This is a genomic window from Kitasatospora sp. NPDC101176 (assembly GCF_044768035.1).
In the GTDB taxonomy this organism is placed as follows: Bacteria; Actinomycetota; Actinomycetes; order Streptomycetales; family Streptomycetaceae; genus Kitasatospora.
Genome location: NZ_JBIWPA010000006.1, coordinates 211727 through 235457, shown reverse-complemented (window position 1 = coordinate 235457; position 23731 = coordinate 211727). Strand labels below are relative to the sequence as shown.

The window sequence follows — 23731 nt, the reverse complement described above, 5'->3', positions numbered from 1 at the left end:
CCGCGGAGCCCGGAGGTAGGATCGGGGCGCACGTACGCACCGATCAAATGCGGTCACGCCCCCCACGGGCTGCCACGCTCCTTCCCGAGAAAGGCCTGCGTAGCCGATGGCTCCCCGCCTCTCCATCGTCGTTCCGATCTACAACGTCGAGCGTTACCTGGTCGAATGCCTCGACTCGATCGCCGCCCAGACCTTCACGGACTTCGAGTGCGTCATGGTCGACGACGGTTCGAAGGACGACAGCGCGGCCCTCGCCGAGGCTTACGCGGCCAAGGACTCCCGGTTCCGGCTGGTCCGCCAGGTGAACAAGGGCCTCGGCGCCGCCCGCAACACGGGCATCCGGCACATCGACCCGGACTCCGAGTTCCTGTGCTTCGTCGACAGCGACGACTCGATGCCGCCGAGCGCGTACGAGCTGATGATCAGCACGCTCGACGAGACCGGCTCGGACTTCGCCACCGGCAACGTGCTGCGCTTCCGCGCCGTGGGCTACTACCAGTCCGGCGGGCACTCCAGGCCGTTCCGGGAGACCAAGCTCAAGACGCACATCACCGAGATCCCGGCGCTGGTCACCGACCGCACCGCGTGGAACAAGGTGTACCGCCGCTCCTTCTTCGACGCGGCCGGCATCCTCTACCCCGAGGGCATCCTGTACGAGGACGCCCCGGTCAGCGTGCCGCACCACTACCTCGCCAAGAGCGTGGACGTCCTCTCCGAGCCGATCTACCACTGGCGCGAGCGCGAGGTCGGCGAGATGTCGATCACGCAGATGCGGACCAACCCCAAGGGCCTGATCGACCGCGTCACCTCGGTCGAGCTGGTCCGCGGCTGGCTGAAGAAGCAGACCGAGCCGCGCTTCGCCCAGTACCTGCGCTCCTACGACGAGAACACCCTCGTCGAGGAGATCCCGATGTTCTTCTGGTCCGTCGTGGACGGCGACAAGGAGTACCGGGACGCCTACCTCAAGAACGTCAGCCGGCTGCTCCGGGCGATCGGCCCCGAGCAGGTCCGCAAGCTGCGGGCGCCGCTGCGGCTGAAGTACCACCTGACCCTGCAGGGCCGCATCGACGAGTTCGTCGAGCAGATCAAGTACGAGGGCGAGAGCAACGGCGGCGTCCAGGCCCGCGGCCTGCTGCGGCCGTACGCCGACTACCCGTTCCTGCGCGGCGGGCGCAAGAGCGTGCCGTCCGGCGTGCTCAAGCTCGACAACTCGCTGGTCATGCGCAGCCGGCTGTACGAGACCGGCTGGGTCGGCGGGCGGCTGGAGCTGTCCGGCCACGCGTACCCGGAGCAGATGGGCGCGGCCGGAAAGCACGACATGGTCCGCACCCTGGTGCTGCGCGAGGCCAAGGGCCGCCGGGTGATCGCGGTGCCGATGAAGACCACGTACAGCCCCGAGGCCACCGCCAGCTGCCACCACGACCTGTACAACTGCGACTGGGCCGGCTTCAACGTCTCCATCGACCCGAAGAAGCTCCGGCACCGCGGCCAGTGGAAGGACGGCAACTGGCGCGTCCTGGTGGCCGGCGCCGGCAAGGGCGGCGTCTACAAGGGCCGGATCTGGGCCGGCTGGAGCGACACCGCCCAGTACATCCCGGCGCACTGGGTCGAGCCGGACGTGCGGATCGTGCCGTGGGTCCGGGACGGCAGCGTCTACCTGCGGGTGGAGACCGTCAAGGCCCGGGTGACCGGCCTGGCCGCGCACGGCGGCCGGGTGGAGGTCTCGGGTGCGGCCCGCTCCGGCGCGAGCTTCGCCGGGGCCAAGCTGCGGCTCCTGCACGTCGAGTCGGACCGCGAGCTGGCCTACCCGGTGGAGCTGGGCACGCCGGTCGGCAGCCTGCAGCCGTTCACGGTCTCCTTCCCGGTGGCCGAGCTGACCGCCCTGCGCGAGTCCTGGGCCGAGCTGGACCCGGTGGCGGCCGACCGCGCCCGCGACCGCTGGGACACCTCGCTGGTGCTCGCCGACGGCAGCACCGTCGCGATCGCCTGGGACGACCGCAACGCCCCCTCGCAGCTGCACCTGGCGCTGAACCCGGAGGCCCCCTCGGACCGGCGCCGGGCCCTCTACTCCAAGCCCTCCCCCAGCGGCTACCTGCAGTTCTCCGACCAGCTGCTGCAGCCGGTGGTGGACGAGGTCTCCTCCCGCGGCGCCGACGGCTTCCTGCTCAGCGGCTCGTTCCCGCTGCCCGGCACGCACCGCTGGGAGCTCGTCGTCCGGCACAACTGGCGCGAGGAGGAGCACGTCTACCCCGTGGAGATCGCGGACGGCCGGTTCCGGACCGCGATGCCGGCCGTGCCGACGGCCTCCTTCGCCGGCCGGGTCCCGCTCGCCCAGGGCACCTGGGGCGTCTTCTTCCGCCCGCTCGGCGCCCCCGTCGAGGAGATGCCGAGCTCGTACGCGCTGATCGCGCCGGAGTGCTTCGGCGCGCTGCCGCTGGAGGTGGAGTCGCGCGGCAAGCGCGTCGTGCTGGAGCGCCGCCACCACGACGGGATCTCGCTTGAGTCGCACTCGGCGCTGCTGCCCGAGGAGCGCAGCGGCTACCGCCAGCGCCAGCTGCGCAACGTCGACTACCCGGGCGCCCGCCGGCACCCGCTGCGCGACGCCGTGCTGTACAACGTCGGCCTCGGCGGCCTGTACGCCGACTCGCCGCGGGCGATCCACGAGGAGCTGGTCCGCCGCGGCCTGCCGCTGGAGCACCTCTGGGGCAGCGACGACCTGCAGGCCGAGCTGCCGCAGACCGCGGGCGCGCTGCGGCTCTGGAGCCCGGAGTGGTTCGAGGCGCTGGCGACGGCCAAGTACATCGTCACCAGCACCCACCTGCCCGACTTCTTCGTCCGCCGCCCCGGCCAGGTCGTCGTGCAGACCTGGCTCGGCAGCCCGCTGAAGCAGATCGGCCTCGATTTCGAAAAGGTCTGGTTCACCGATTCGAACTACCTGAAGGGCCTCGCCAAGGAGGTTCCGAACTGGAGCCTGCTGGTCGCCGGGAACAGCTGGTCGGCTCCGGTGCTGCGACGCGCGTTCGACTACAAGGGCGAGATCCTGGAGAGCGGTTCGCCCCGGAACGACCTCCTCTTCGCGGTCGACCGGGAGAAGACCGCCGAGCAGGTCCGGGAACGGCTCGGCCTGCCCGAGGGCAAGAAGGTCGTGCTCTACGCGCCGACCTGGCGCGAGGACCGGCGCCGGCCGGACGGCGGCTACCAGCTGGACCTGCGGATCGACCTGGAGGCGGCCAAGGCCGCGCTCGGCGACGACCAGGTGCTGCTGGTGCGCCGGCACAGCATGATGTGCGGCCAGATCCCGGACGCCGGCAACGGCTTCGTCTGGGACGTCGGCAGCTACCCCGACATGGCGGAGCTGCTGCTGATCGCGGACGTGCTGGTCACCGACTACTCGGCGAGCGTCTTCGACTTCGCCGCGACCGGCAAGCCGGTGCTGTTCTTCACCTACGACCTGGAGCACTACCGCGACAACCTGCGCGGTTTCAGCCTGAACTTCGAGGCGGAGGCGCCCGGCCCGCTGCTGGCCACCTCCGAGCAGCTGGTCGACGCGCTCGGCCGGGTGGACGAGGTCGCGGCCGAGCACGCGGACCGGGCCGCCGCGTTCCGCGAGAAGTACTGCGACCTGGACGACGGCAAGGCCGCCGCCCGGGTGGTCGACGCGATGCTCCGAAAGGAGTAACCGCCCCCCGCCCCGCCGAGGCGCCCGACGCGATCCGCGTCGGGCGCCTCGGCGCATTCTGGACGTTTCCTGGACACTTCCCCGTCCTTTACGTCCGCATTGCACTCGAACTCGTGTTTCGTTGACGAATTTCGCGGGAAATTCGCCGGACCGTACAGTTGACCCCGGGTGTCGTCCCGGTATGGGATGTCAATTCGGATCCGGCCCGGTGGATATCGGCCCGGAGCCCCGGTCCACCGCCATGGCCCGGCCGCCGTCCCGAAGGGCCCACCCCCGATGTCTGTGCTCACGCGGTTCGTCCTCCCCCACGCGGGCCCGCGGGTCGGCACCGACCGGCCCGCCGAGGACGAGGACGTCGTCTTCGGCCTGCTGCGCGCCCGCTGGACCGGCCGCGGGCTGGAGCTCACCGGCTTCGCCCGGCCGGACGACCTCGACACCGGCCGCCCCGGCTCCGCCTGGACCTGGCTGACCCTGCGCCACCCCGACCCGGACCTCCCGCCCGTCCACCTCCGCTCCCGGCCGCGCCGGCTGCCCGAGGTCACCGACGACAGCGCCCAGCCCGACCTCAACCACGACTGGTCCGGCTTCACCGCCCTGGTCGACCCGGCCCGGCTGCGCCGCGGCCCCGACTGGCCGCTCGGCGACTGGCAGGTCGAGGCCACCCTGTTCACCCGCCCGCGCCCGGCCCGGGTGCGGCGCCAGTACGGCTCCCTCGCCCCGCACTGGTGCGGCTCCGGCGAGTACCCGCCGGCCCGCTGGCTGGACCGGGACGTCCGCCTCCAGCCGGAGTTCTCCGACGGGCGGCTGCGGCTGCGGCTCGAACGCCCCGGCGTCCGGCTCACCCACGCCTCCCCCACCGCCGACGGCCTCGACCTGGGCGGCACCGCGCACGACCAGCCCGACGGCACCGTGCTGCGGCTGCGCCACCGGCAGAGCCCGGCCGTGATCGAACGTCCGGTCGCCCGCACCGGCGACCGCTTCGCCGTCCACGTCCCGTACCGGCCGTTCACCGCCGACGGCCGCGGCGCCGACGACCTCGAACACTGGGACGCCGAGTTGCAGCGCCCCGACGGCACCACCGAGCAGCTCTGCCTGGACGAGCGCCACGGCCGGGTGGCCGGCCAGCACCGGCTGCCCGGCGCCCCGGACCGCGCGCTCTACCTCAAGCACCTCGCCGACGGGCGGCTCCAGCTGTGCGTCCAGCCGGCGGCCGGCCTGGTCGAGCGGATCGCCGTCCGGGCCGGCGGCTTCGAGCTCACCGGCCACTGCCCGGGGGGCTCCGCCGACCGGCTGGAGCTCGTCCTGCGGCACACCGGCGTGGCCGGCGAGGTCCGCAGCCCCGTCGAGACCGGCCCCGGCGGCCGGTTCCTGGTCCGGGTGCCGGCGACCCGCACCGGCTCTGACGGCGCCGGCCTGCCGCTGCGCAAGGGCGTCTGGGAGGCGTCGCTGGAGCCCGTCGGGCACTCCGGCCCGAGCCGCCCGCTGCTCGCCGCGCCCGCCGCGCTCCCCGCCCTGCCCGCCGCCACCTCCGTCGGCGGCAAGCGGGTCCTGCTGCAGCGCCGCTGGCACGACACCCTGCTGGTGGACTCCACCCCGGTGCTCACCGCCACCGAGCGCAGTGCCTGGACGCAGGCCCGGCTGCGCACCCGCGCGTACCCCGCCGCCCGCCGCGAGCCGCTGCGCGAGGCCGTGCTGTACGACGTGTTCGGCGGCCGCGGCTACGCCGACTCGCCGCGCGCGGTGCACGCCGAACTCGACCGCCGCAGCGCGCCGTTGGAGCACCTCTGGGTGGTCGACGACGCCCAGGCCGAACTCCCGCCCGGAGTGCGCGCCGTCCGGATCTGGAGCCCCGAGTGGTACCGGGCCCTGGCCACCTGCCGCTACCTCGTCGGCAACACCCACTTCCCGGACTTCCTGGAACGCCGCCCCGGCCAGGTGGTGGTGCAGACCTGGCACGGCTCACTGCTGAAGCGGATCGCCCACGACGTCGACAACCCCTGGCTGGCCGACCACGGCTACCTGGACGCGCTCGACCGGGAGACCCCGCAGTGGAGCCTGCTGCTCTCCCCCAGCCCGTTCGCCACCCCGATCCTGCGCCGCGCCTTCCGCTACCACGGCGAGATCCTGGAGGCCGGCTACCCCCGCAACGACGTGCTCGCCAGACCCGACCGGCGCACCGCCGCGGCCGTCCGCCGCAGGCTCGGCGTCCCGGACGGCAAGCGGATCGTGCTGTACGCGCCGACCTGGCGGGAGGACCAGCAGCGCGGCGACGGCGACGGCTTCCGCTTCGACCTGCGCCTCGACCTCGACCACGCCCGGCGCCTGCTCGGCCCGGACCACGTGCTGCTGGTCCGCCCGCACGCGCACGTCCGCGAACCGCTGCCCGGCGCCGGGGACGGCTTCCTGTACGACTGCGGGGACTACCCGGACCCGCAGGAGCTGCTGCTGGTCGCGGACGTGCTGGTGACCGACTACTCGTCGATCATGTTCGACTTCGCCGTCACGGGCCGCCCGGTGCTCTTCTTCACCTACGACCTGGAGCACTACCGGGACACCCTGCGCGGCTTCTACTTCGACTTCGAGCCGCAGGCCCCCGGCCCGCTCGTCCCCACCTCCGCCGGACTGCTCCGCGCGCTGCGCGAACTCGCCGACGGCGGCCCCGGGCTGCCGCCCGGCTACGCCGAGCGCCACCGCCGCTTCCGGGCCGAGCACTGCGCCCTGGACGACGGCGGGGCGTCCCGCCGGGTGGTGGACCGGATGCTGGAGCTGGGGGCGGGTCAGGAGAACCGGTAGCCGCGCCAGGGCCGCCAGACCTCGTCCGCGTCGAAGCGGGAGAGGCTGAAGCCCGGCACGTCGAAGGCCGCCCGGAAACCGCGGGCCTGCGCGTACGCCTGGTCGAGCGCGTCCTCGGACAGGCCGTGCGCCACCGTCACGTGCGGGTGGTAGGGGAAGGCCAGCTCGCGGGCCAGCGGGCCGGAGCGGACGTCCGCCTCCAGCAGGCGGCACTCCTGCGCGCCCTCCTCGACCCGGACGAACACCACCGGGGAGACCGGGCGGAAGGTCCCGGCGCCGCTCAGCAGCATCCGGAACGGCCGGTGCGCGGCGGCCACCGCGGCCAGGTGCTCCTCGATCTTCGGCAGCGCCCCGGCCGGCACCTCGGTCGGCGGCAGCAGGGTCACGTGCGTCGGTATCGACCGGGCCTGCGGATCGCCGTGCCCGGCGCGGGCGTCCTGGATCTCCGTCCCGTACGGGTCCGGGACGCTCACGGACACGCCGATGGTGAGGACCTCCGGGAGGTCCTCACCATCGGGCAGTCGCGGCAGCGCAGTCACCGCTTGGCGGCCGGGAGGAAGCCGATCCGGTCGTACACCGTCGCCAGCGTCTGCGCGGCCACCTCGCGGGCCTTCTCGCCGCCGATCGCCAGCACCCGGTCCAGCTCGGCCGGGTCGTCCAGGTAGACGCGGGTGCGCTCCTGGAACGGGGTGACCCACTCGGTGAACAGCTCGGCCAGCTCGGTCTTCAGGGCGCCGTACATCTTGCCCTCGAAGTGCGCGACCAGCTGCTCGACCGACTGGCCGCTGAGCGCCGAGTGGATGCGCAGCAGGTTGGAGACGCCGGCCTTCTCCTCCTCGTCGTAGGAGACCACGGTGCCGGTGTCGGTGACGGCGCTCTTGAACTTCTTGGCGCTCGTCTTCGCGTCGTCCAGCAGGCTGACCAGGCCCTTGGCCGAGGAGGCCGACTTGCTCATCTTGATCGCCGGGTCCTGGAGGTCCTGGATCTTGGCCGTCTCCTTGAGGATGTACGGCTTCGGGACCGTGAAGGTCGGGCTGTAGCGGGTGTTGAAGCGCTCCGCGAGGTCGCGGGTGAGCTCCACGTGCTGGCGCTGGTCCTCGCCGACCGGGACGGCGTCCGCCTGGTAGAGCAGGATGTCGGCGACCTGGAGGATCGGATAGGTGAACAGGCCCACGGAGGTGCCGGCGGCGCCCTGCTTGGCCGACTTGTCCTTGAACTGGGTCATCCGGGAGGCCTCGCCGAAGCCGGTGAGGCAGTTCATCACCCAGCCGAGCTGCGCGTGCTCGGGCACGTGCGACTGGACGAACAGGGTGCAGTGCTCAGGGTCCAGGCCGGCCCCGAGCAGCTGTGCGGCGGAGATCCGGGTGTTCTGGCGCAGCGTCGCCGGGTCCTGCTCGACGGTGATCGCGTGCAGGTCGACGACCATGTAGAAGGCGTCGTTCTCCTTCTGCAGGTCGACCCACTGGCGCACCGCGCCCAGGTAGTTGCCGAGGTGGAACGAGCCGGAGGTGGGCTGGATGCCGGAGAGCACCCGGGGACGGTCCTTGACCGGACCGGTGACCGCTGCGTTGACCATGCGCGCCATTGTTCCAGTTCCACCGGTCGCTCAGGAAACGTCTGCCCCTGGAGGTTCCGCCAGTGTGACCGCACTCACCCTCACCCTGGCGATCCGCCGGCCCTCCATCTTGGCCACCGTCAGCAGCACGCCGCCCCCGCCGTCGACCGGGACGCGCACCTGGTCGCCGTCCCGGGGGAGCCGGCCGAGCGAGGCGACCAGGCAGCCCGCCACCGTCTCGTACGGGCCCTCGGGCAGGGTGGCGCCGGTCTCCTCGGTGAAGTCGCCGAGGTTGAGCAGGCCGTCGAGCTCCATGCCGCCGCCGACCAGCCGACGGGTGGCGGCGGTCTCCGGCCGGTCGTACTCGTCCCGGATCTCGCCGATCACCTCCTCGACCAGGTCCTCCAGGGTGACGATCCCGGCGGTGCCGCCGTACTCGTCCACCACGATCGCCAGGTGGTGGCCCTCCCGACGCATCTCGCCCATCGCCTCCAGCACCAGCTTGGTGCCGGGCAGCAGCTTGACCGGGCGGGCCAGGTCGCGGGCCTTGACGGCCTGCTCGCCGCGCGCGCCGTACAGGTCGCGGACGTGGACGAAGCCGACCACCGCGTCGGCGCTGCCCTCGACCACCGGGTAGCGCGAGTGCGGCGAGGTGTCCGCCTGGTGCCGGACGGCGGCCAGCGGGCGCTCGGCGTCCAGGAAGGTCACCTCCGTCCTCGGGACCATCACCTCGCGCAGCTGGCGCTCCCCGGCGGAGAACACGTCCGCGATCAACGCGCGCTCGTCGCTGCCGAGTTCGGTGTTGGCGGCGACCAGGCCGCGGAGCTCCTCGGAGCTCATCGACCCGCGGCCGGCGGCCGGGTCGCCGCCGAGCAGGCGGACCATCAGGTTGGTGGAGTGGCCGAGCAGCCAGATCACCGGGCGCAGCACCACCGACATCACGTCGACCACCGGCGCCGCGAGCACCGCGATGGACTCGGCGCGCTGCAGGCCGATGCGCTTGGGGGTGAGCTCCCCGAGCACCAGCGAGGCGTAGCTGATCACCAGGGTGAGGCCGACCAGGGCGATCGCGTCGGCGACGCCCTCGGTCAGCCCGGCCCGCACGAACAGCGGGGCGACCTTGCCGGACAGGGTGTCCGCGCCGAAGGCCGCGGACAGGAAGCCCATGCAGGTCACGCCGACCTGGACGGCGGCCAGGAAGCGGTTGGGGTCGGCGGCCAGGTGGGCGGCCCGGGCGGAGCGGCGGGTGCCGTGCGCCTCCAGGGTCCGGATCTGGCCCTCGCGCAGCGAGATCAGCGAGATCTCGGCGACGTTGAACAGTCCGCCCAGCAGGATGAAGACGAGGACGAGCGCGGCGTCCCCGAGGGTTTCGTTCACAGCGGGCCAGTGTAGGGCGACGGCCCGCCGCCCCTCGGGAGGGGCGGCGGGCCGTCGGGAGGCGTCGCGCGGGGCTCAGATGAGGCCGAGCTCCTGGACCGCGTCGCGCTCCTCGGTCAGCTCCTTGACCGAGGCGTCGATGCGGGCGCGCGAGAAGTCGGAGATCTCCAGGCCCTGGACGATCTCGAACTTGCCGGCCTTGGTGGTGACCGGGAAGGAGGAGATCAGACCGGCCGGGACGCCGTAGGAGCCGTCGGAGACGACGCCCATGGAGGTCCAGTCGCCCTCGGCGGTGCCGTTGACCCAGGTGTGCACGTGGTCGATGGCGGCGTTGGCGGCCGAGGCGGCCGAGGAGGCGCCGCGGGCGTCGATGATGGCCGCGCCGCGCTTGGCGACGGTCGGGATGAAGTCGTTCTCCAGCCAGGCCTGGTCGCTGCCGACGGCCTCGAAGGCCGGCTTGCCGGCGATCTCGGCCTGGAAGACGTCCGGGTACTGGGTGGCGGAGTGGTTGCCCCAGATGGTGACGCGCTTGATCTCGGAGACCGGCGCACCGGTCTTCAGGGACAGCTGGCCGACGGCCCGGTTGTGGTCCAGGCGGGTCATCGCGGTGAAGCGCTCGGCCGGGACGTCCGGGGCGTTGCGCTGGGCGATCAGGGCGTTGGTGTTGGCCGGGTTGCCGACCACCAGGACCTTGATGTCGTCCGCGGCGTGGTCGTTGATCGCCTTGCCCTGCGGGCCGAAGATGCCGCCGTTGGCCTGCAGCAGGTCGCCGCGCTCCATGCCCGCGGTGCGCGGACGGGCGCCGACCAGCAGCGCCACGTTGGCGCCGTCGAAGGCCTCGTTCGCGTTGTCGGTGATGGTGATGTCGCGCAGCAGCGGGAAGGCGCAGTCGACGAGCTCCATGGCGGTGCCCTCGGCGGCCTTGAGGCCCTGCGGGATCTCCAGGAGGCGCAGGTTCACCGGCACGTCGGCACCGAGCAGGTGGCCCGAGGCGATGCGGAACAGCAGCGCGTAGCCGATCTGGCCGGCCGCTCCGGTGATGGTGACGTTGACGGGGGTGCGGGTCATTTCTACCTTCTCCAGCAAATCGCCAGGTGCCCCAGGCACACCGGCGCACTGGAGCCGAGGATGGTCTCTCGACATCGAGAGACCGGCGTCAGGTTATCGCAAAGCGAAGCGTACGCCGCGGGTACCGGACTGGCTGATACGTCACAACGACGGCGGCCCCCGCCCGGAGGGTCCGGGCGGGGGCCGTCACGGGGGCCCGGCTCAGTGCTTGGGCCGGCCGATCAGCTGGCCGATGTTGTCGAGCAGCGGGATCTCCAGCCACGGGTTCGGCTGTGCCACCAGGGTCAGCAGCACGATCGACGCGCCCAGGAAGGTCAGCACGATCACGTCAGTGAAGCGGCTGCGCACCGCCAGCATCCCGACCTCGGGCATCACCAGCCGCAGCACGGCGCCGAGCAGCACCCCGCCGCCGAGGATCAGCAGCCCGTACTTGAAGCCGTCCTTGAAGTCGGCGAACCAGGTGACCGCGAGACCGGCGCCGACCACCAGCAGGACCAGGGTTATCGGCCACTGCCGGACGGGCAGCGCGTGGTCACGCCCGAGGGCCGCGGCCGAGCCCTCGGGCGGCAGGGTGCCGGTGGTCTTGACCGGCCTGCGCCGGGTCCGCGCCGGTCGCGGTTCCGTCATGCTCGCCGTCCCTCGTCGTGGTGTCGGTCGGGTGTCAGACGCCGGCGCGGCGCTCGGCCGCCACGACGATGTTGTTGAGCAGCATGGCCCGGGTCATCGGGCCCACGCCGCCGGGGTTGGGGGAGATCCACCCGGCCACCTCGGCCACGCCGGGGTGCACGTCGCCGACGATCTTGCCCTCGCTGCGGCTGACGCCCACGTCCAGCACCGCCGCGCCCGGCTTGACGTCCTCCGGCTTGACCAGGTGCGGCACACCGGCGGCGGCCACCACGATGTCGGCCTTGCGCAGGTGGTAGGCGAGGTCCCGGGTGCCGGTGTGGCACAGGGTCACGGTGGCGTTCTCGCTGCGGCGGGTGAGCAGCAGGCCGATCGAACGGCCGACGGTGACACCGCGGCCGATCACGACCACCTCGGCGCCGTCGATCCCGACGCCGTGGCGGCGCAGCAGCTCGACGATGCCCAGCGGGGTGCAGGGCAGCGGGCCCTCGATGCCCAGGGCGAGGCGGCCGAGCGAGGTCGGGTGCAGGCCGTCCGCGTCCTTGTCCGGGTCCATCAGCTCCAGGACCGGGTTCTGGTCCAGGCCCTTGGGCAGCGGCAGCTGGACGATGTAGCCGGTGCACGCGGGGTCGGCGTTGAGCTCGCGGACGACGTTCTCGACGTCCTCCTGCGTGGCGGTGGCGGGCAGCTCGCGCTGGATCGAGGCGATGCCGACCTCGGCGCAGTCGCGGTGCTTGCCGTTCACGTACCAGCGGCTGCCCGGGTCGTCGCCGACCAGGACGGTGCCGAGGCCGGGCGTGACGCCCTTCGCCTTGAGGGCCGCCACGCGGGCGGCGAGTTCGGACTTGATCGCGGCGGCGGTGGCCTTGCCATCGAGAATCTGGGCAGTCATGACCCCATTCTCCCGGATCGCGGCGCGCCGCCGTACCAGGGCCCGCCAGCCGACCGGACGGACACGGAACGTCCTGGCCACGTTGCGGTTGCGCCACAGTCCGGCCCGCGTGCGGGGAACCGGCTGGACACGGCCAGGCCGTCCGTTCGACGATATGCGGGCATTCCCTGCCGCGAACCGGCCCGGTGACGGGCCGACGGACTCCCGGCGGGGCGTACCCGGGGGAAAGAGCACGTGAGCCGACCACTTCAGATCGAGCAGCCCGACCAGCGAGGCGTCGTCCCGCCCGCGGCGTGCCCGTCGACGACTCCGCTCGCGCCGCCGCCACCGCGCTCACCACGCGGCTGAGCCGACCGCGCCGCCCGGCCCCGTGCCGGGCCTCCGCCCTGCCCGCGCCCCGTTCCGTCGACGACCCGACCCGCCGACCGGAACCGGGACCTCCGCACCGTCCCCACGTCCCCGTAACTGCCCGGAGGCATCGATGAGTTACCCGCCCGACCCGAACAACCCCTACGGCCAGCCGCCGCAGGCCCCCGGCTACGGCTACCCCCAGCAGGCCCCGCCGGCCGCCGCGTACGGCTACCCGCAGGCCGCTCCGGGCTACGGCGCCCCGGGCTACGGCTACCCGCCGGCCGTCCCGCAGAGCATGCCGGGCCTGGTCGTCACCACCCGGGTGCTGCTGTTCGTCATCGGCGCCGTGCAGATCATCGGCGCGGGTGCGTACCTGATCATCGCCGCGGCGGCCAAGGAGGTCACCAACCGGGCGCAGGAGATCGACGGCAACGACCCGTTCAACGGCTTCGGCAACGCGGCGGCCGGTGTGCTGGTGGTGATCGGCGTCGTGTGCGCGCTGTTCGCGGCGTTCTCGATCACGCTGGGCGCGAAGTTCGGCAAGGGCGGACCGGCCGTGCGCGTCACCACCCTGGTGTACGGCGCGCTCGGCGCGCTGCTGGGCCTGCTCGGGCTGCTCGGCACCTTCGCCAACAAGGCCAACCCGGTCGGCCTGGTCTTCGTGCTGATGTGGCTCGCGGTGTCGATCATCATGATCGTCTCGATGAGCGTGAAGGACGGCGTCGCCTGGTTCTCCCGGCCGCGCTACTGAGCACCGGGCCCGGCGGGCGGCGCCCGCACCGGGCCACCGGCCGCCGGGCCGGAACGACGAGCGGCCCGGCCCCCTCCCGCGGGAGGGGGCCGGGCCGCTCCGTCACACCGTCAGCCGGTGACGGTCGGGCGACCGGACGGGTCGGGCGACCGGGCGATCAGTGGAAGAAGTGCCGGGCGCCGGTGAAGTACATCGTCACGCCCGCCTCGGCGGCCGCCGCGACGACCTCCTCGTCCCGGATCGAACCACCCGGCTGCACGATGGCCCGCACACCGGCCGCGATCAGGATCGCCGCACCGTCCGCGAACGGGAAGAACGCGTCCGAGGCCGCGTAGGCGCCCTTGGCGCGCTCGCCGGCCCGCTCGACCGCGAGCTTGCACGAGTCGACCCGGTTGACCTGGCCCATGCCGACGCCCACCGAGGCACCGTCCTTGGCCAGCAGGATCGCGTTGGACTTGACGGCCCGGCAGGCCCGCCAGGCGAAGGCCAGCTCGGCCAGCTCCGCGCCGGACAGCGCCTCGCCGGTGGCCAGCGTCCAGTTCGCCGGGTCGTCGCCCTCGGCGTGCACCCGGTCGGTGTCCTGCAGCAGCACGCCGCCGGAGACCGGGCGCACCTCCTGCCGGCCGGTCGGCGCCTCGGGGGCCAGCAGCACCCGCAGGTTCTTCTTCCGGGCCAGCACCTCGACGGCGCCGTCCTCGTAACCCGGGGCCACCACGACCTCGGTGAAGATCGGGGCGATCTGCTCGGCCAGCTCGACGGTGACCGGGCGGTTGACCGCGATCACGCCGCCGTACGCCGACACCGGGTCGCACTCGTGCGCCTTGCGGTGCGCCTCGGCGACGTCCGCGCCGGTCGCGATGCCGCAGGGGTTGGCGTGCTTGATGATCGCGACGGCCGGCTCGGCGTGGTCGTACGCGGCACGGCGCGCGGCGTCGGTGTCGACGTAGTTGTTGTACGACATCTCCTTGCCGTGCAGCTGCTGCGCGCCGGCCAGGCCGCCCGTGCCGTCGCTGTACAGCGCGGCGCCCTGGTGCGGGTTCTCGCCGTAGCGCAGCACGTTCTGCCGCTCCCAGGTCGCGCCCAGGAACTCCGGGAAGCGCTCGTCGCTCGGCGCGTAGCCGGCCTCGAACCACGAGGCGACCGCGACGTCGTAGGCGGCGGTGTGCGCGAACGCGGCACCGGCCAGGCGCTTGCGGGTGGCCAGGTCGAAGCCGCCGCCGGCGACGGCCTCCAGCACGTCGCCGTAGCGGGCCGGGTCGACCACGACGGCCACCGACGGGTGGTTCTTGGCGGCGGCGCGGACCATGCTCGGGCCGCCGATGTCGATCTGCTCGACGCACTCGTCCGGGGTGGCGCCCGAGGCGACGGTGGCCTTGAACGGGTAGAGGTTCACCACGACCAGGTCGAAGGGCTCGACGCCCAGCTCGGCCAGCTGCGCGCGGTGCGACTCCAGCCGCAGGTCGGCGAGCACGCCGGCGTGCACGCGCGGGTGCAGGGTCTTCACGCGCCCGTCCAGGCACTCCGGGAAGCCGGTCAGCTCGGAGACCTCGGTCACCGGGACGCCGGCGGCGGCGATCCGGCCGGCGGTCGAGCCGGTGGAGACGATGGCGACCCCGGCGGCGTGCAGGCCCTGGGCCAGCTCCTCCAGACCGGTCTTGTCGTACACGCTGATCAGCGCGCGACGGATCGGACGGACGTCCTCGGAGACAGGAGGGGTGGTGGAGCTTGCGCTCATGCCGGAATCCATACCTTTCGGTCCTCGATGCGGTGACCTTCGCGGGCCAGCCGGCCCACGACGTCGACGAGCAGCTTGCGCTCGACAGTCTTGATGCGCTCGTGCAGCGCGTCGCCGCCATCGGCGTGGTCGGCGTCGACGACCTCGACGACGCCCTGCGCGATGATCGGCCCGGTGTCCACCCCGGCGTCGACCAGGTGGACGGTGCAGCCGGTGACCCGGACCCCGTAGGCGAGGGCGTCGGCCACGCCGTGGGCGCCGGGGAAGGACGGCAGCAGCGCGGGGTGGGTGTTCACGATCCGCCCGGCGAAGGCCGCGATGAACTCGGGGCCGAGGATCTTCATGAACCCGGCCGTGACCACCAGGTCCGGTTCGTGGGCGGCGACGGAGGCGGTCAGCGCGCGGTCCCAGTCGGCCCGGTCCGGGTGGTCCTTCACCCGGTGCACGAAGACCGGCAGTCCGGCCCTCCCGGCGCGCTCCAGACCGGCGATCCCGTCGCGGTCCGCGCCCACGGCGACGATCTCGGCCCCGAAGGCCGGATCGGCGGCGGCGTCGATCAGCGCCTGCAGATTGGTGCCGGAACCGGAGACCAGCACCACCAGTCGGGCCGGTCCGGGCGTACGGGGCGGGAAGAGCTGGGCGGGGGCGGCCACTGCGCGATTCTCCGTAGGTCGGGCGCCGCCCGCTGGTACGTCCACCGGCGGTGGGGCCACTACGAACGGCAGGTCGAGCGAGGGGGAACACCAGGAGAACCCGCCGTGACGCGGGCCCCCGGGAACCTATGTGAGCTGCTGACCGTCACCACGATAACGGCTGGTCGGACGCCCCTCGAACCCTCCTGTCGGCGCTACGCGCGTAGTTGAGACGGGGATCTCCTCCCGCCCCCCGCAGCGCAGTTGCCGCGGCGGGGCGCGTCCGGAACCCGGGCGGCCGTCCCGCGCCGGACGGCCACGGCGGGCCCCTCCCGGCCCGGGCAGCGGGCGGGCCGCCGGAGCCCCGGCGAACGACTGCGGGATCATAGGGGGCGCGGGAGACCGCCCCTCCGACCGAGAAGGAATGGCTGAACCATGAGCAGCGGTGACGACACCGGCGAGCGCAACCCCTTCGCGCCGCCGCCGGCGGATGCCCCGGACCAGCCGTGGCAGCCGCGCAACCCCTGGCCCGGCGAGCACCCCCGGGGCGACGGCGGCCAGGGGCCCGACGGCCAGGGCACCGGCGAGCGCCCGCAGTTCCCGCCGCCGCACCCCTGGGGCCCCGTCCAGCACGGTGACGGCCGGGGGCCGCGGCCCCCCGCCCCGCAGCCGCCGAAGCTCGACCCCACCGACCCGGCCCAGCGCCGCGCCCGCAACGCCGCCCTCGCCGGACCGGCCGCGCTGGTCTGCCTGTTCATCGGCCTCCAGTGGGCGGCCCTGTTCTTCGGCGTGCTCGGCATCGTCCTGGGCGTCAGCGCGATGCGCACCCCGCGGCGCGCGGCCGCGGGCCCCGGCGCCGCGCCCCGGCCCGCCGCCCCGAACCCGCTCACCCCGGCCGCGCTCGCGGGCATCCTCACCGGCGCGATGACCGTCGTGGTCGCCTCCTCGGTGATCGCCCTCGGGGTGTACTACGACGACTACGTCACCTGCGTCCGGGACTCGCTGACCTCCGTCGGCGCCGAGAACTGCAACCGCCTGGCGCCCAAGTGGTACGTGGACTTCACCGGGAACGCCGGGTAGGTCCCGGACCTCACCCCTCCCGAGGTCCGCTCAGGCGCACCACGGCGGCGTACGCGCGGGCGCGCACCAGCAGCGCACCCCGGTGCGCCTGCGCCGCGAGCCGGGCGCGGGCGGTGAGCGGAGCGCCCCCCACACCGCCGTCCCCGACACCGCCGTCCCCGGGGGCGGCGACCCCAGGGACGGCGACCGCGGGACGCAGCGCCCGGTGACGGGTCAGCAGCGCCCCCGGCACGGCCACCAGCACCAGCCAGCCCGCCGCCGCCAGGCCCGTCCACCACGGCACCGGGCCGATCCACGCCATCCGCCCGCCCGCGAGCGCGCCGCCCGACAGCCAGCCCAGGGCGGCCGCCCCGGCACCCGTCAGCAGCGCCGCCGCCAGCACCGCCGCCGCCGTGGCGACCGGCGACCAGGGCGCCGCACCGGGCTCCCCGGCGGGCTCCGCCGGGCGGCCGCGACCGGCCGCCGCCCGGCCCAGCAGCACCGCCGGCACCACGGCCGCGAGCACCGGCAGCAGCAGTGCCGCCCACCGCCAGCCGCCCGGCCCCTCGGCCGGGAGCAGCGCGAACAGCGGGAACTCCGGCACCGGGCCGAGCGCCGTACCGGCCGGGGCCACCGCCGTCCCGGCGCCCACCGCGAAGCCCGGCCCCAGCGCGTACGCGGCCCCCCAGAGCACGGCGTTCGGCAGCAGCGCGACCCCGAGCAGCAGCAAGCCGGCCAGGGCCGCCGGACCGCCCCCGAGCACCGCCGCCCCGCGGCCGCCCCCGACCACCGCGGCCAGCACCGCCGCGACCGCCACCAGCAGCCCGCCCGCCGCCGCCAGCCCCGCGCCGGCGGCCAGCGCGGCCCCGCGCACCGCCGCCTCGCCACCGGACGGGCGCAGCGACGGCGGCAGCCGGTCCAGCAGCGGCCGGACCGGACCGGAGGCCCGCGCCGAGCGGGCGCCCGCCGCCGTCGCCAGCCCGGTCACCAGGCCCACCACCAGCACGTCCGGCAGCACCCTGGTCCGGAAGAGCCCGTCGCCCGTGCAGTGCAGGACCACCGCGACCGCCACCGCGCAGTAGCCCGCCCACACCGCGACCGGGCCGCCCCACCGCGGCCGGGGCCCGCGCCGGGCGGCCACGCCGGCGGCGGCCCGGTAGAGCTGAACCACCGCCAGCACGCCCAGGAGCAGCGGAGTGACGGTCAGCGGGGCGCCCGCGGCCCCCCGCACCAGCGGCGCGCCGTGCCCGAGCAGCCACAGCGCACCCGCCAACCGGGTGGCACCGGCCGCGCCGTTGTCCGCGTACGGCGTGGCCACCCAGAGCCCCAGCACCGGCACCCCGACCGCCGCCAGGCCGACCAGCGCCGTCCGCACCCCCGCCAACAGGTCGGCCGGCAGCGGGCGTCCACCCAGCTCGCCCGGCACTTCGAGGATCGGACGGCCCATCAGCTGCGTCATGCGCCTCATGGTGCCAAGGCGACTCGCCATGCTCGGTGAAGCGGCAAACCGCCGCCGTGTCCCAGATTATTGGCTTATGCGCATTTTCAGACCCTGCCCCCAAGCCGCCGGCGCCCCGGCCCGGAGCGTCTGATGACCACGCCACCCACCGCCGAACACCCCGCCGGGGCCGACTCCCCCACCCCCGGCCGCCGACCCCGCAAACCCCGGGCCGCCCGCGCCGACCAGGACACCGCCCGCCTCCTGCGCAAGCTGACCCCCCGTGAGGCCCAGGCCCTCGGCCACCTCGCCACCGGCCGCGACCTCCCGCAGACCGCGGCCGCCCTCGGCGTCACCCCGGCCACCGCCCGCAGCTACGTCCAGCGGGCCATGCGCAAGCTCGGCGCCGCCACGGAGGCCGAGGCCGTCGCCCTCACCGCCGGCCTCCGCGCGCCCCAGACCTCGCCCCAGACCTCGCCCCCGGCCACGTCGGCGGCACCGGCTCCGGCTCCGGCCGGGTCCCCGGGCCCGGCCGTTCCCCCGGCCGATGGCGCCGGCCGGGCCCCGGTCCTCGGCACCGGCGGACGGCCGAAGGAGAACCGCGCACCCGCCCCGGACGGCCACCGCCCGCAGCCGTCCCCCGGCGAGCGGCCCGGCGGCGCACCCCCCGGCACCGGCCGCCGCCGCACGCCCCCACGCTCCGCGAGCTCCCCGGCCGCCCCGGCCCCCGCCGCCCCGTCAGCCGCCCCCGCCCCCGCGGAGCCCGGCAACCCGCCCACCAGCACCGGAAAGCCCGCGCCCGTGAAAACAGCGACCCCCACCGCGCCGACCACGGCACCGACCGAGGCACCGGCCACGGCCGGGCGGCAGACCACCGCCCCCACCGGCACCGCTCCCACCGGCACCGGGCCCGCTCGCGCCGGCCGGCGCCCCCGAGCGGTCGCGGGAGCGACCGGCCCCGGCGCACCGGCCCGGGCGGGTGAACCGGCCCCGGCGGGCCCGGCCGACCGGGGCGGCCGCGGCGAGCCCGCCCCCGGCCGGGCGGCGGAGCAGCCGGTCGACGCCCCCACGCCCGCCCCGGCCGGCTCCGCGACGGCCGCCGCCCCCCGGAACTTCGAGGAGCTGTACGAGGCGGCCCACACCCGTCTGGTGCAGCAGGTGTTCCTGCTGACCACCTGCAGGCACCGGGCGGTGCACTGCGTCCGGCTGGCGTTCGGACAGGCGCGGCGGGAGTGGGAGGCGGTGGCCGCTTCGGGGAATCCGGAGGGATGGGTACGGGTGCGGGCCTGCGAGCTGGGGCTGTCGCCGTGGCATCGCGGGGGCCCGCGGCGCTCGCACCTCTGGAGCCTGCCGCACCGCCGGATCACCGTCCGACCGGCCGACGAGGCGCAGGCCGTCCTGCCGGACCACGACCGGCTGACCGACCGGGACCGCGCGCTGCTGAAGGCCCTGCGCCGGCTGTCGCGGCCGCAGCGGCGGGCGCTGGTGCTGCACGACGGCCTGGGGCTGCCGGCCGCGGCGGTCTCGGTCGAGGTGGAGTCCACGCTGGCGGCCGCCGAGGGCCGGGTGTGGGCGGCCCGGGCGGCGCTGGCCCAGTCGGTGCCGGACCTGGTGGGCCCGGACCCGACGGCGCCCGGGTTCGCGGACCGGCTCAGCGGCCTGCTGCACCGGGCGGCGGTGCGGGGCTGCCCGGAGCCCCACCGGGCCCCGGTGCCGGTGCTGCGGGCGCGGCACCGCCTGTGGAGCGCGAGCCGGACCGGGGCGGCGGCGGCCCTGACGGTGGCGGTGGGCGGAGCGGTGCTGGCGACCCTGGTGGGGATCCGGCCGGCGGCGCTCTTCCGGGAGCCGGAGCCGCCGGAGCCGGCCGTGTGCGTGCCCGCCCCGGACGCCGACGAGCCGGGCGTGCCGGTGCTGCCGGGCGGCCCGCCGAACGGCGTGCGCAGCCTGTGGTGCAGTCCGACGCCGGGGATCGAGGCGGTGGTGGTGGAGCCGCGGACGGAGGCCCTCGCCCGGTGGGAGCTGCCCGCGGCGGCCCGGGGGGCCGGGGCGCCCCCGCCGCAGGGGCCGGCGGCCTGTCCGCTGTGGTCGCCGCTGCCCTGCACCACCGGGCCGGCACCGCGCTGAACGGCCCGGGAACGGGCGAGCGCCCCCGCCCGGGAGGGCGGGGGCGCTCGTCGCGCCGCTGACCGAGGTCAGCCGGCGATGATCTCGCGCGCCAGGCGGGCGGTCTCGGACGGCGTCTTGCCGACCTTGACACCGGCGGCCTCGAGGGCCTCCTTCTTCGCCTGGGCGGTGCCCGAGGAGCCGGAGACGATGGCGCCGGCGTGGCCCATGGTCTTGCCCTCGGGGGCGGTGAAGCCCGCGACGTAGCCGACGACCGGCTTGGTGACGTGCTCGGCGATGTAGGCCGCGGCACGCTCCTCGGCGTCGCCGCCGATCTCACCGATCATGACGATGAGCTCGGTCTCCGGGTCCTCCTGGAACGCCTTGAGGGCGTCGATGTGGGTGGTGCCGATGACCGGGTCACCGCCGATGCCCACGGCCGAGGAGAAGCCGATGTCGCGCAGCTCGTACATGAGCTGGTAGGTCAGGGTGCCCGACTTGGAGACCAGACCGATCTTGCCGGAGGTGGTGATGTCGGCCGGGATGATGCCGGCGTTCGACTGTCCGGGGCTGATCAGGCCGGGGCAGTTCGGGCCGATGATCCGGGTCTTGTTGCCCTTCGAGCCGGCGTAGGCCCAGAAGGCGGCGGTGTCGTGCACCGGGACGCCCTCGGTGATGACGACGGCCAGGCCGATCTCGGCGTCGATGGCCTCGATGACGGCGGCCTTGGTGAAGGCCGGCGGCACGAAGAGGACGGAGACGTCGGCGCCGGTCTTCTCCATGGCCTCGGCGACGGAGCCGAAGACCGGGATCTCGGTGCCGTCGACGTCGACCGTGGTCCCGGCCTTGCGCGGGTTGACGCCGCCGACGATCTGGGTGCCCGAGGCGAGCATGCGGCGGGTGTGCTTCATGCCCTCGGCGCCGGTCATGCCCTGGACGATGACCTTGCTGTCCTTGGTAAGGAAGATAGCCATGGTGTTAAGTCCCCTTCCTTACTTGTTGGCCAGCTCGGCGGCGCGGTCCGCGGCGCCGTCCATGGTGTCCACGCGCTGGACCAGCGGGTGGTTGGCGTCGTCGAGGATCTTGCGACCCAGCTCCGCGTTGTTGCCGTCCAGGCGGACGACCAGCGGCTTGGTGACGCTCTCGCCCTTGCTCACGAGGAGCTCCAGGGCCTGCACGATGCCGTTGGCGACCGCGTCACAGGCGGTGATGCCGCCGAAGACGTTGACGAACACCGACTTGACGTCGGGGTCGCCCAGGATGATCTCCAGGCCGTTGGCCATGACCTCGGCGGAGGCGCCGCCACCGATGTCGAGGAAGTTGGCGGGCTTGACGCCGCCGTGGTTCTCACCGGCGTAGGCGACCACGTCGAGGGTGCTCATGACGAGGCCCGCGCCGTTGCCGATGATGCCGACCTGGCCGTCGAGCTTGACGTAGTTGAGACCCTTGGCCTTGGCCGCCGCCTCGAGCGGGTTGGCCGCGGCCTTGTCCTCGAGCGCCTCGTGCTCGGGCTGGCGGAACTCGGCGTTCTCGTCCAGGGAGACCTTGCCGTCGAGCGCGATGATCTTGCCCTCACCGGACTTGATCAGCGGGTTGACCTCGACGAGGAGGGCGTCCTCCTTGATGAAGACGGTCCACAGCTTCTGCAGGACCTCGGCGACCTGGTCGGCGACCTCGGCCGGGAACTTCGCCGCGGCGACGATCTCGGCGGCCTTCTCCGGGGTGCAGCCCTCGTTGGCGTCGACCGGGATCTTGGCGAGCGCGTCGGGGTTCTGCTCGGCGACGACCTCGATCTCCACGCCGCCCTCGACGCTGGCCATGGCCAGGAAGGTGCGGTTGGTGCGGTCCAGCAGGAACGAGACGTAGTACTCGTCCTTGATGTCCGCGGTCTGGGCCAGCATCACCTTGTGAACGGTGTGGCCCTTGATGTCCATGCCGAGGATCTGCTCGGCCTTGGCGACGGCGTCCGCCGGGTCGGAGGCGAGCTTCACGCCACCGGCCTTGCCTCGGCCACCCACCTTCACCTGAGCCTTGACGACGGCGCGGCCGCCGAAGCGCTCCGCGATGGCGGCAGCGTCTGCGGCGGTCTCGATGACATCGCCGTCAAGCACGGGCACGCCGTGCTTGGCGAAGAGGTCCCTCGCCTGGTACTCGAACAGGTCCACGTGTTTGTCCTTGTTCGTGGTCGCGGATTGTGTCTCTACGAGCGTGCCACGGCAGGATCTTCGCTGCGGGTCGTCGGGGCGGTGCGGGTACGCAGAGGTACGGCCTTGCGGCCCACACAGCCACGGGCGCACACGTCAATCAACACGCGCGTCACGTCCGTCTGGCAGGTTATCCCCGTACGACGGGACTGTTTCGCCCGGGGCCTTCCCGTCTTGGGTGAGAACCGTCACAGACAGCCTAGAGCGGTGCGGCGCGGGCCCCGCCCACCGGCGGGCGGGTTTAGCGCGTCCGGGTGAATCCTCACACTCCCTGGTCAGGCACCGGGACGGGGCGCTTCTCGATCGCCGCGGCCATGATCTCCGGGAAGGCGTCGGGGGTGCAGGCGAAGGCCGGTGCGCCGAGCTCGGCCAGGGCGGCCGCATGGGCGTGGTCGTACGCGGGCGCACCTTCGTCGGAGAGCGCCAGCAGGGCGATGAACTGCACGCCGGCCGCCTTCATCGCGGCGACCCGCCGCAGCATGCCGTCCCGGACCCCGCCCTCGTAGAGGTCGCTGATCAGCACCACGACCGTCTCGGCGGGCCGGGTGATCCTCGACTGGCAGTAGGCGAGCGCGCGGTTGATGTCGGTGCCGCCGCCCAGCCGGGTGGCGAACAGGACGTCGACCGGATCGGTGAGCTGCTCGGTGAGGTCGACCACCGAGGTGTCGAAGACGACCAGGCGGGTGTCCAGGCTCCGCATCGAGGCGAGCACCGCGCCGAACACCGCCGAGTGCACCACGGACGGCGCCATCGAACCGGACTGGTCGATGCAGAGGATGACGTCCTTGCGCACCGCGTGCCGGGCGCGGGCGTGGCCGACCAGCCGCTCGGGGACGACGGTGCCGTGCTCGGGCAGGTAGTTGCCCAGGTTGGCCCGGACGGTGCGGTCCCAGTCGATGTCGCGGTGGCGGGGCCGGTTCACCCTGGCGCTGCGGTCGAGGGCGCCGCCCACGGTGGCCCTGGTGCGGTCGGCGAGCCGCCGCTCCAGGTCGGCGACCACCTTGCCGACCACAGCCCGGGCGGTCTCCCGGGTGGTCTCGGGCAGCGCGTGCCGGAGCGAGAGCAGGGTGCCGACCAGGTGCACGTCCGGTTCGACGGCCTCCAGCATCTCCGGCTCCAGCAGCAGCCGGTCGAGGCCGAGCCGGGAGATCGCGTCCTGCTGCATCAGCTGGACGACGGTCGACGGGAAGTACTCGCGGATGTCGCCCAGCCAGCGGGCCACCTGCGGGGCCGAGCCGCCGAGCCCGGCACCGCGCCGGCCGCCGCGGGCCGGACGGCCGCCCTCCTCGGGTGCGCCCCGGTAGAGCGCGGCGAGGGCGCCGTCCATCGCGGCGTCCCGGCCGCGCAGGGTGCAGCCGGTGCCGTCGGCCTCGCCGCCGAGCACCAGGCGCCAGCGGCGCAGCCGGTCGTCGGTCGTGGTCGCAGCCATCTCGTCCTCCTTCGACGGGGACAACGGGGGTAAGAGGGGTG

Annotated in this window: 17 protein-coding genes; 5 read left to right on the top strand and 12 right to left on the bottom strand. The window is 74.1% G+C overall.

Features of this window, described 5'->3' with window-relative positions; all coding sequences use genetic code 11:
* Positions 1 to 106 precede the first annotated feature (106 nt).
* Entirely contained in the window at positions 107 to 3679 is a 3573-nt protein-coding gene (locus ACIRS1_RS12675; RefSeq protein WP_363364108.1) for a CDP-glycerol glycerophosphotransferase family protein, read from the top strand.
* A 276-nt stretch (positions 3680 to 3955) separates the two neighbouring features.
* Positions 3956 to 6472, top strand: coding sequence for a CDP-glycerol glycerophosphotransferase family protein (locus ACIRS1_RS12670; protein WP_402838856.1), 2517 nt, complete (start codon positions 3956 to 3958; stop codon positions 6470 to 6472).
* On the opposite strand, the gene ACIRS1_RS12665 is transcribed toward ACIRS1_RS12670, so the two are convergent.
* From ACIRS1_RS12665 to ACIRS1_RS12640, 6 genes are all read right to left on the bottom strand, one after another.
* Positions 6457 to 6945, bottom strand: coding sequence for a 2'-5' RNA ligase family protein (locus tag ACIRS1_RS12665; protein WP_360223072.1), 489 nt, complete (start codon positions 6943 to 6945; stop codon positions 6457 to 6459). The genes ACIRS1_RS12670 and ACIRS1_RS12665 overlap by 16 nt on opposite strands.
* Before the next feature lie 62 nt (positions 6946 to 7007).
* Entirely contained in the window at positions 7008 to 8048 is a 1041-nt protein-coding gene (trpS, locus tag ACIRS1_RS12660; RefSeq protein WP_360223075.1) for a tryptophan--tRNA ligase, read from the bottom strand.
* Positions 8049 to 8078: 30 nt separating this feature from the next.
* Positions 8079 to 9404 (bottom strand): hemolysin family protein, encoded by a 1326-nt coding sequence (locus ACIRS1_RS12655; protein ID WP_402838853.1) that lies wholly within the window; start codon positions 9402 to 9404, stop codon positions 8079 to 8081.
* A gap of 75 nt (positions 9405 to 9479) precedes the next feature.
* Positions 9480 to 10472, bottom strand: coding sequence for a malate dehydrogenase (locus ACIRS1_RS12650; protein WP_360223081.1), 993 nt, complete (start codon positions 10470 to 10472; stop codon positions 9480 to 9482).
* Between the two features lie 201 nt (positions 10473 to 10673).
* Positions 10674 to 11099: a DUF3017 domain-containing protein gene (locus tag ACIRS1_RS12645; protein ID WP_360223084.1), complete on the bottom strand. Its 426-nt coding sequence runs from the start codon at positions 11097 to 11099 to the stop codon at positions 10674 to 10676.
* 34 nt (positions 11100 to 11133) lie between these two features.
* Positions 11134 to 11988 carry a bifunctional methylenetetrahydrofolate dehydrogenase/methenyltetrahydrofolate cyclohydrolase gene (locus ACIRS1_RS12640; protein WP_360223087.1) on the bottom strand — a complete coding sequence of 285 codons (855 nt, stop codon included), beginning with the start codon at positions 11986 to 11988 and terminating at the stop codon, positions 11134 to 11136.
* 481 nt (positions 11989 to 12469) lie between these two features.
* Between ACIRS1_RS12640 and ACIRS1_RS12635 the strand changes: the two genes are divergently transcribed.
* Positions 12470 to 13090, top strand: a complete 621-nt coding sequence (locus tag ACIRS1_RS12635) for a hypothetical protein (protein WP_387901197.1) — start codon at positions 12470 to 12472, stop codon at positions 13088 to 13090.
* 157 nt (positions 13091 to 13247) lie between these two features.
* On the opposite strand, the gene purH is transcribed toward ACIRS1_RS12635, so the two are convergent.
* Both purH and purN read right to left on the bottom strand, forming a co-directional pair.
* Positions 13248 to 14825 carry a bifunctional phosphoribosylaminoimidazolecarboxamide formyltransferase/IMP cyclohydrolase gene (gene purH / locus ACIRS1_RS12630; protein WP_402838850.1) on the bottom strand — a complete coding sequence of 526 codons (1578 nt, stop codon included), beginning with the start codon at positions 14823 to 14825 and terminating at the stop codon, positions 13248 to 13250.
* Positions 14822 to 15478, bottom strand: a complete 657-nt coding sequence (purN, locus tag ACIRS1_RS12625) for a phosphoribosylglycinamide formyltransferase (RefSeq protein WP_360208955.1) — start codon at positions 15476 to 15478, stop codon at positions 14822 to 14824. The genes purH and purN overlap by 4 nt, the downstream gene beginning before the upstream one ends.
* Before the next feature lie 414 nt (positions 15479 to 15892).
* Here purN and ACIRS1_RS12620 point away from each other — a divergent pair, with 414 nt between their 5' ends.
* Positions 15893 to 16537, top strand: a complete 645-nt coding sequence (locus tag ACIRS1_RS12620; RefSeq protein WP_360208957.1) for a hypothetical protein — start codon at positions 15893 to 15895, stop codon at positions 16535 to 16537.
* A 10-nt stretch (positions 16538 to 16547) separates the two neighbouring features.
* On the opposite strand, the gene ACIRS1_RS12615 is transcribed toward ACIRS1_RS12620, so the two are convergent.
* A complete protein-coding gene (locus ACIRS1_RS12615) occupies positions 16548 to 17975 on the bottom strand; it encodes a DUF6350 family protein (RefSeq protein ID WP_402838848.1) in 1428 nt (475 codons plus the stop codon).
* 132 nt (positions 17976 to 18107) lie between these two features.
* Here ACIRS1_RS12615 and ACIRS1_RS12610 point away from each other — a divergent pair, with 132 nt between their 5' ends.
* Positions 18108 to 20078: a LuxR C-terminal-related transcriptional regulator gene (locus ACIRS1_RS12610; protein WP_402838846.1), complete on the top strand. Its 1971-nt coding sequence runs from the start codon at positions 18108 to 18110 to the stop codon at positions 20076 to 20078.
* 68 nt (positions 20079 to 20146) lie between these two features.
* On the opposite strand, the gene sucD is transcribed toward ACIRS1_RS12610, so the two are convergent.
* The 3 genes from sucD to ACIRS1_RS12595 form a co-directional block, all read right to left on the bottom strand.
* Positions 20147 to 21031: a succinate--CoA ligase subunit alpha gene (gene sucD, locus ACIRS1_RS12605; RefSeq protein ID WP_350573897.1), complete on the bottom strand. Its 885-nt coding sequence runs from the start codon at positions 21029 to 21031 to the stop codon at positions 20147 to 20149.
* A gap of 18 nt (positions 21032 to 21049) precedes the next feature.
* Positions 21050 to 22222, bottom strand: coding sequence for an ADP-forming succinate--CoA ligase subunit beta (sucC, locus tag ACIRS1_RS12600; RefSeq protein WP_387901186.1), 1173 nt, complete (start codon positions 22220 to 22222; stop codon positions 21050 to 21052).
* A 301-nt stretch (positions 22223 to 22523) separates the two neighbouring features.
* Complete coding sequence (locus ACIRS1_RS12595) at positions 22524 to 23690, bottom strand: VWA domain-containing protein (protein WP_402838844.1); 1167 nt, start codon at positions 23688 to 23690, stop codon at positions 22524 to 22526.
* Between the last annotated feature and the right edge of the window lie 41 nt (positions 23691 to 23731).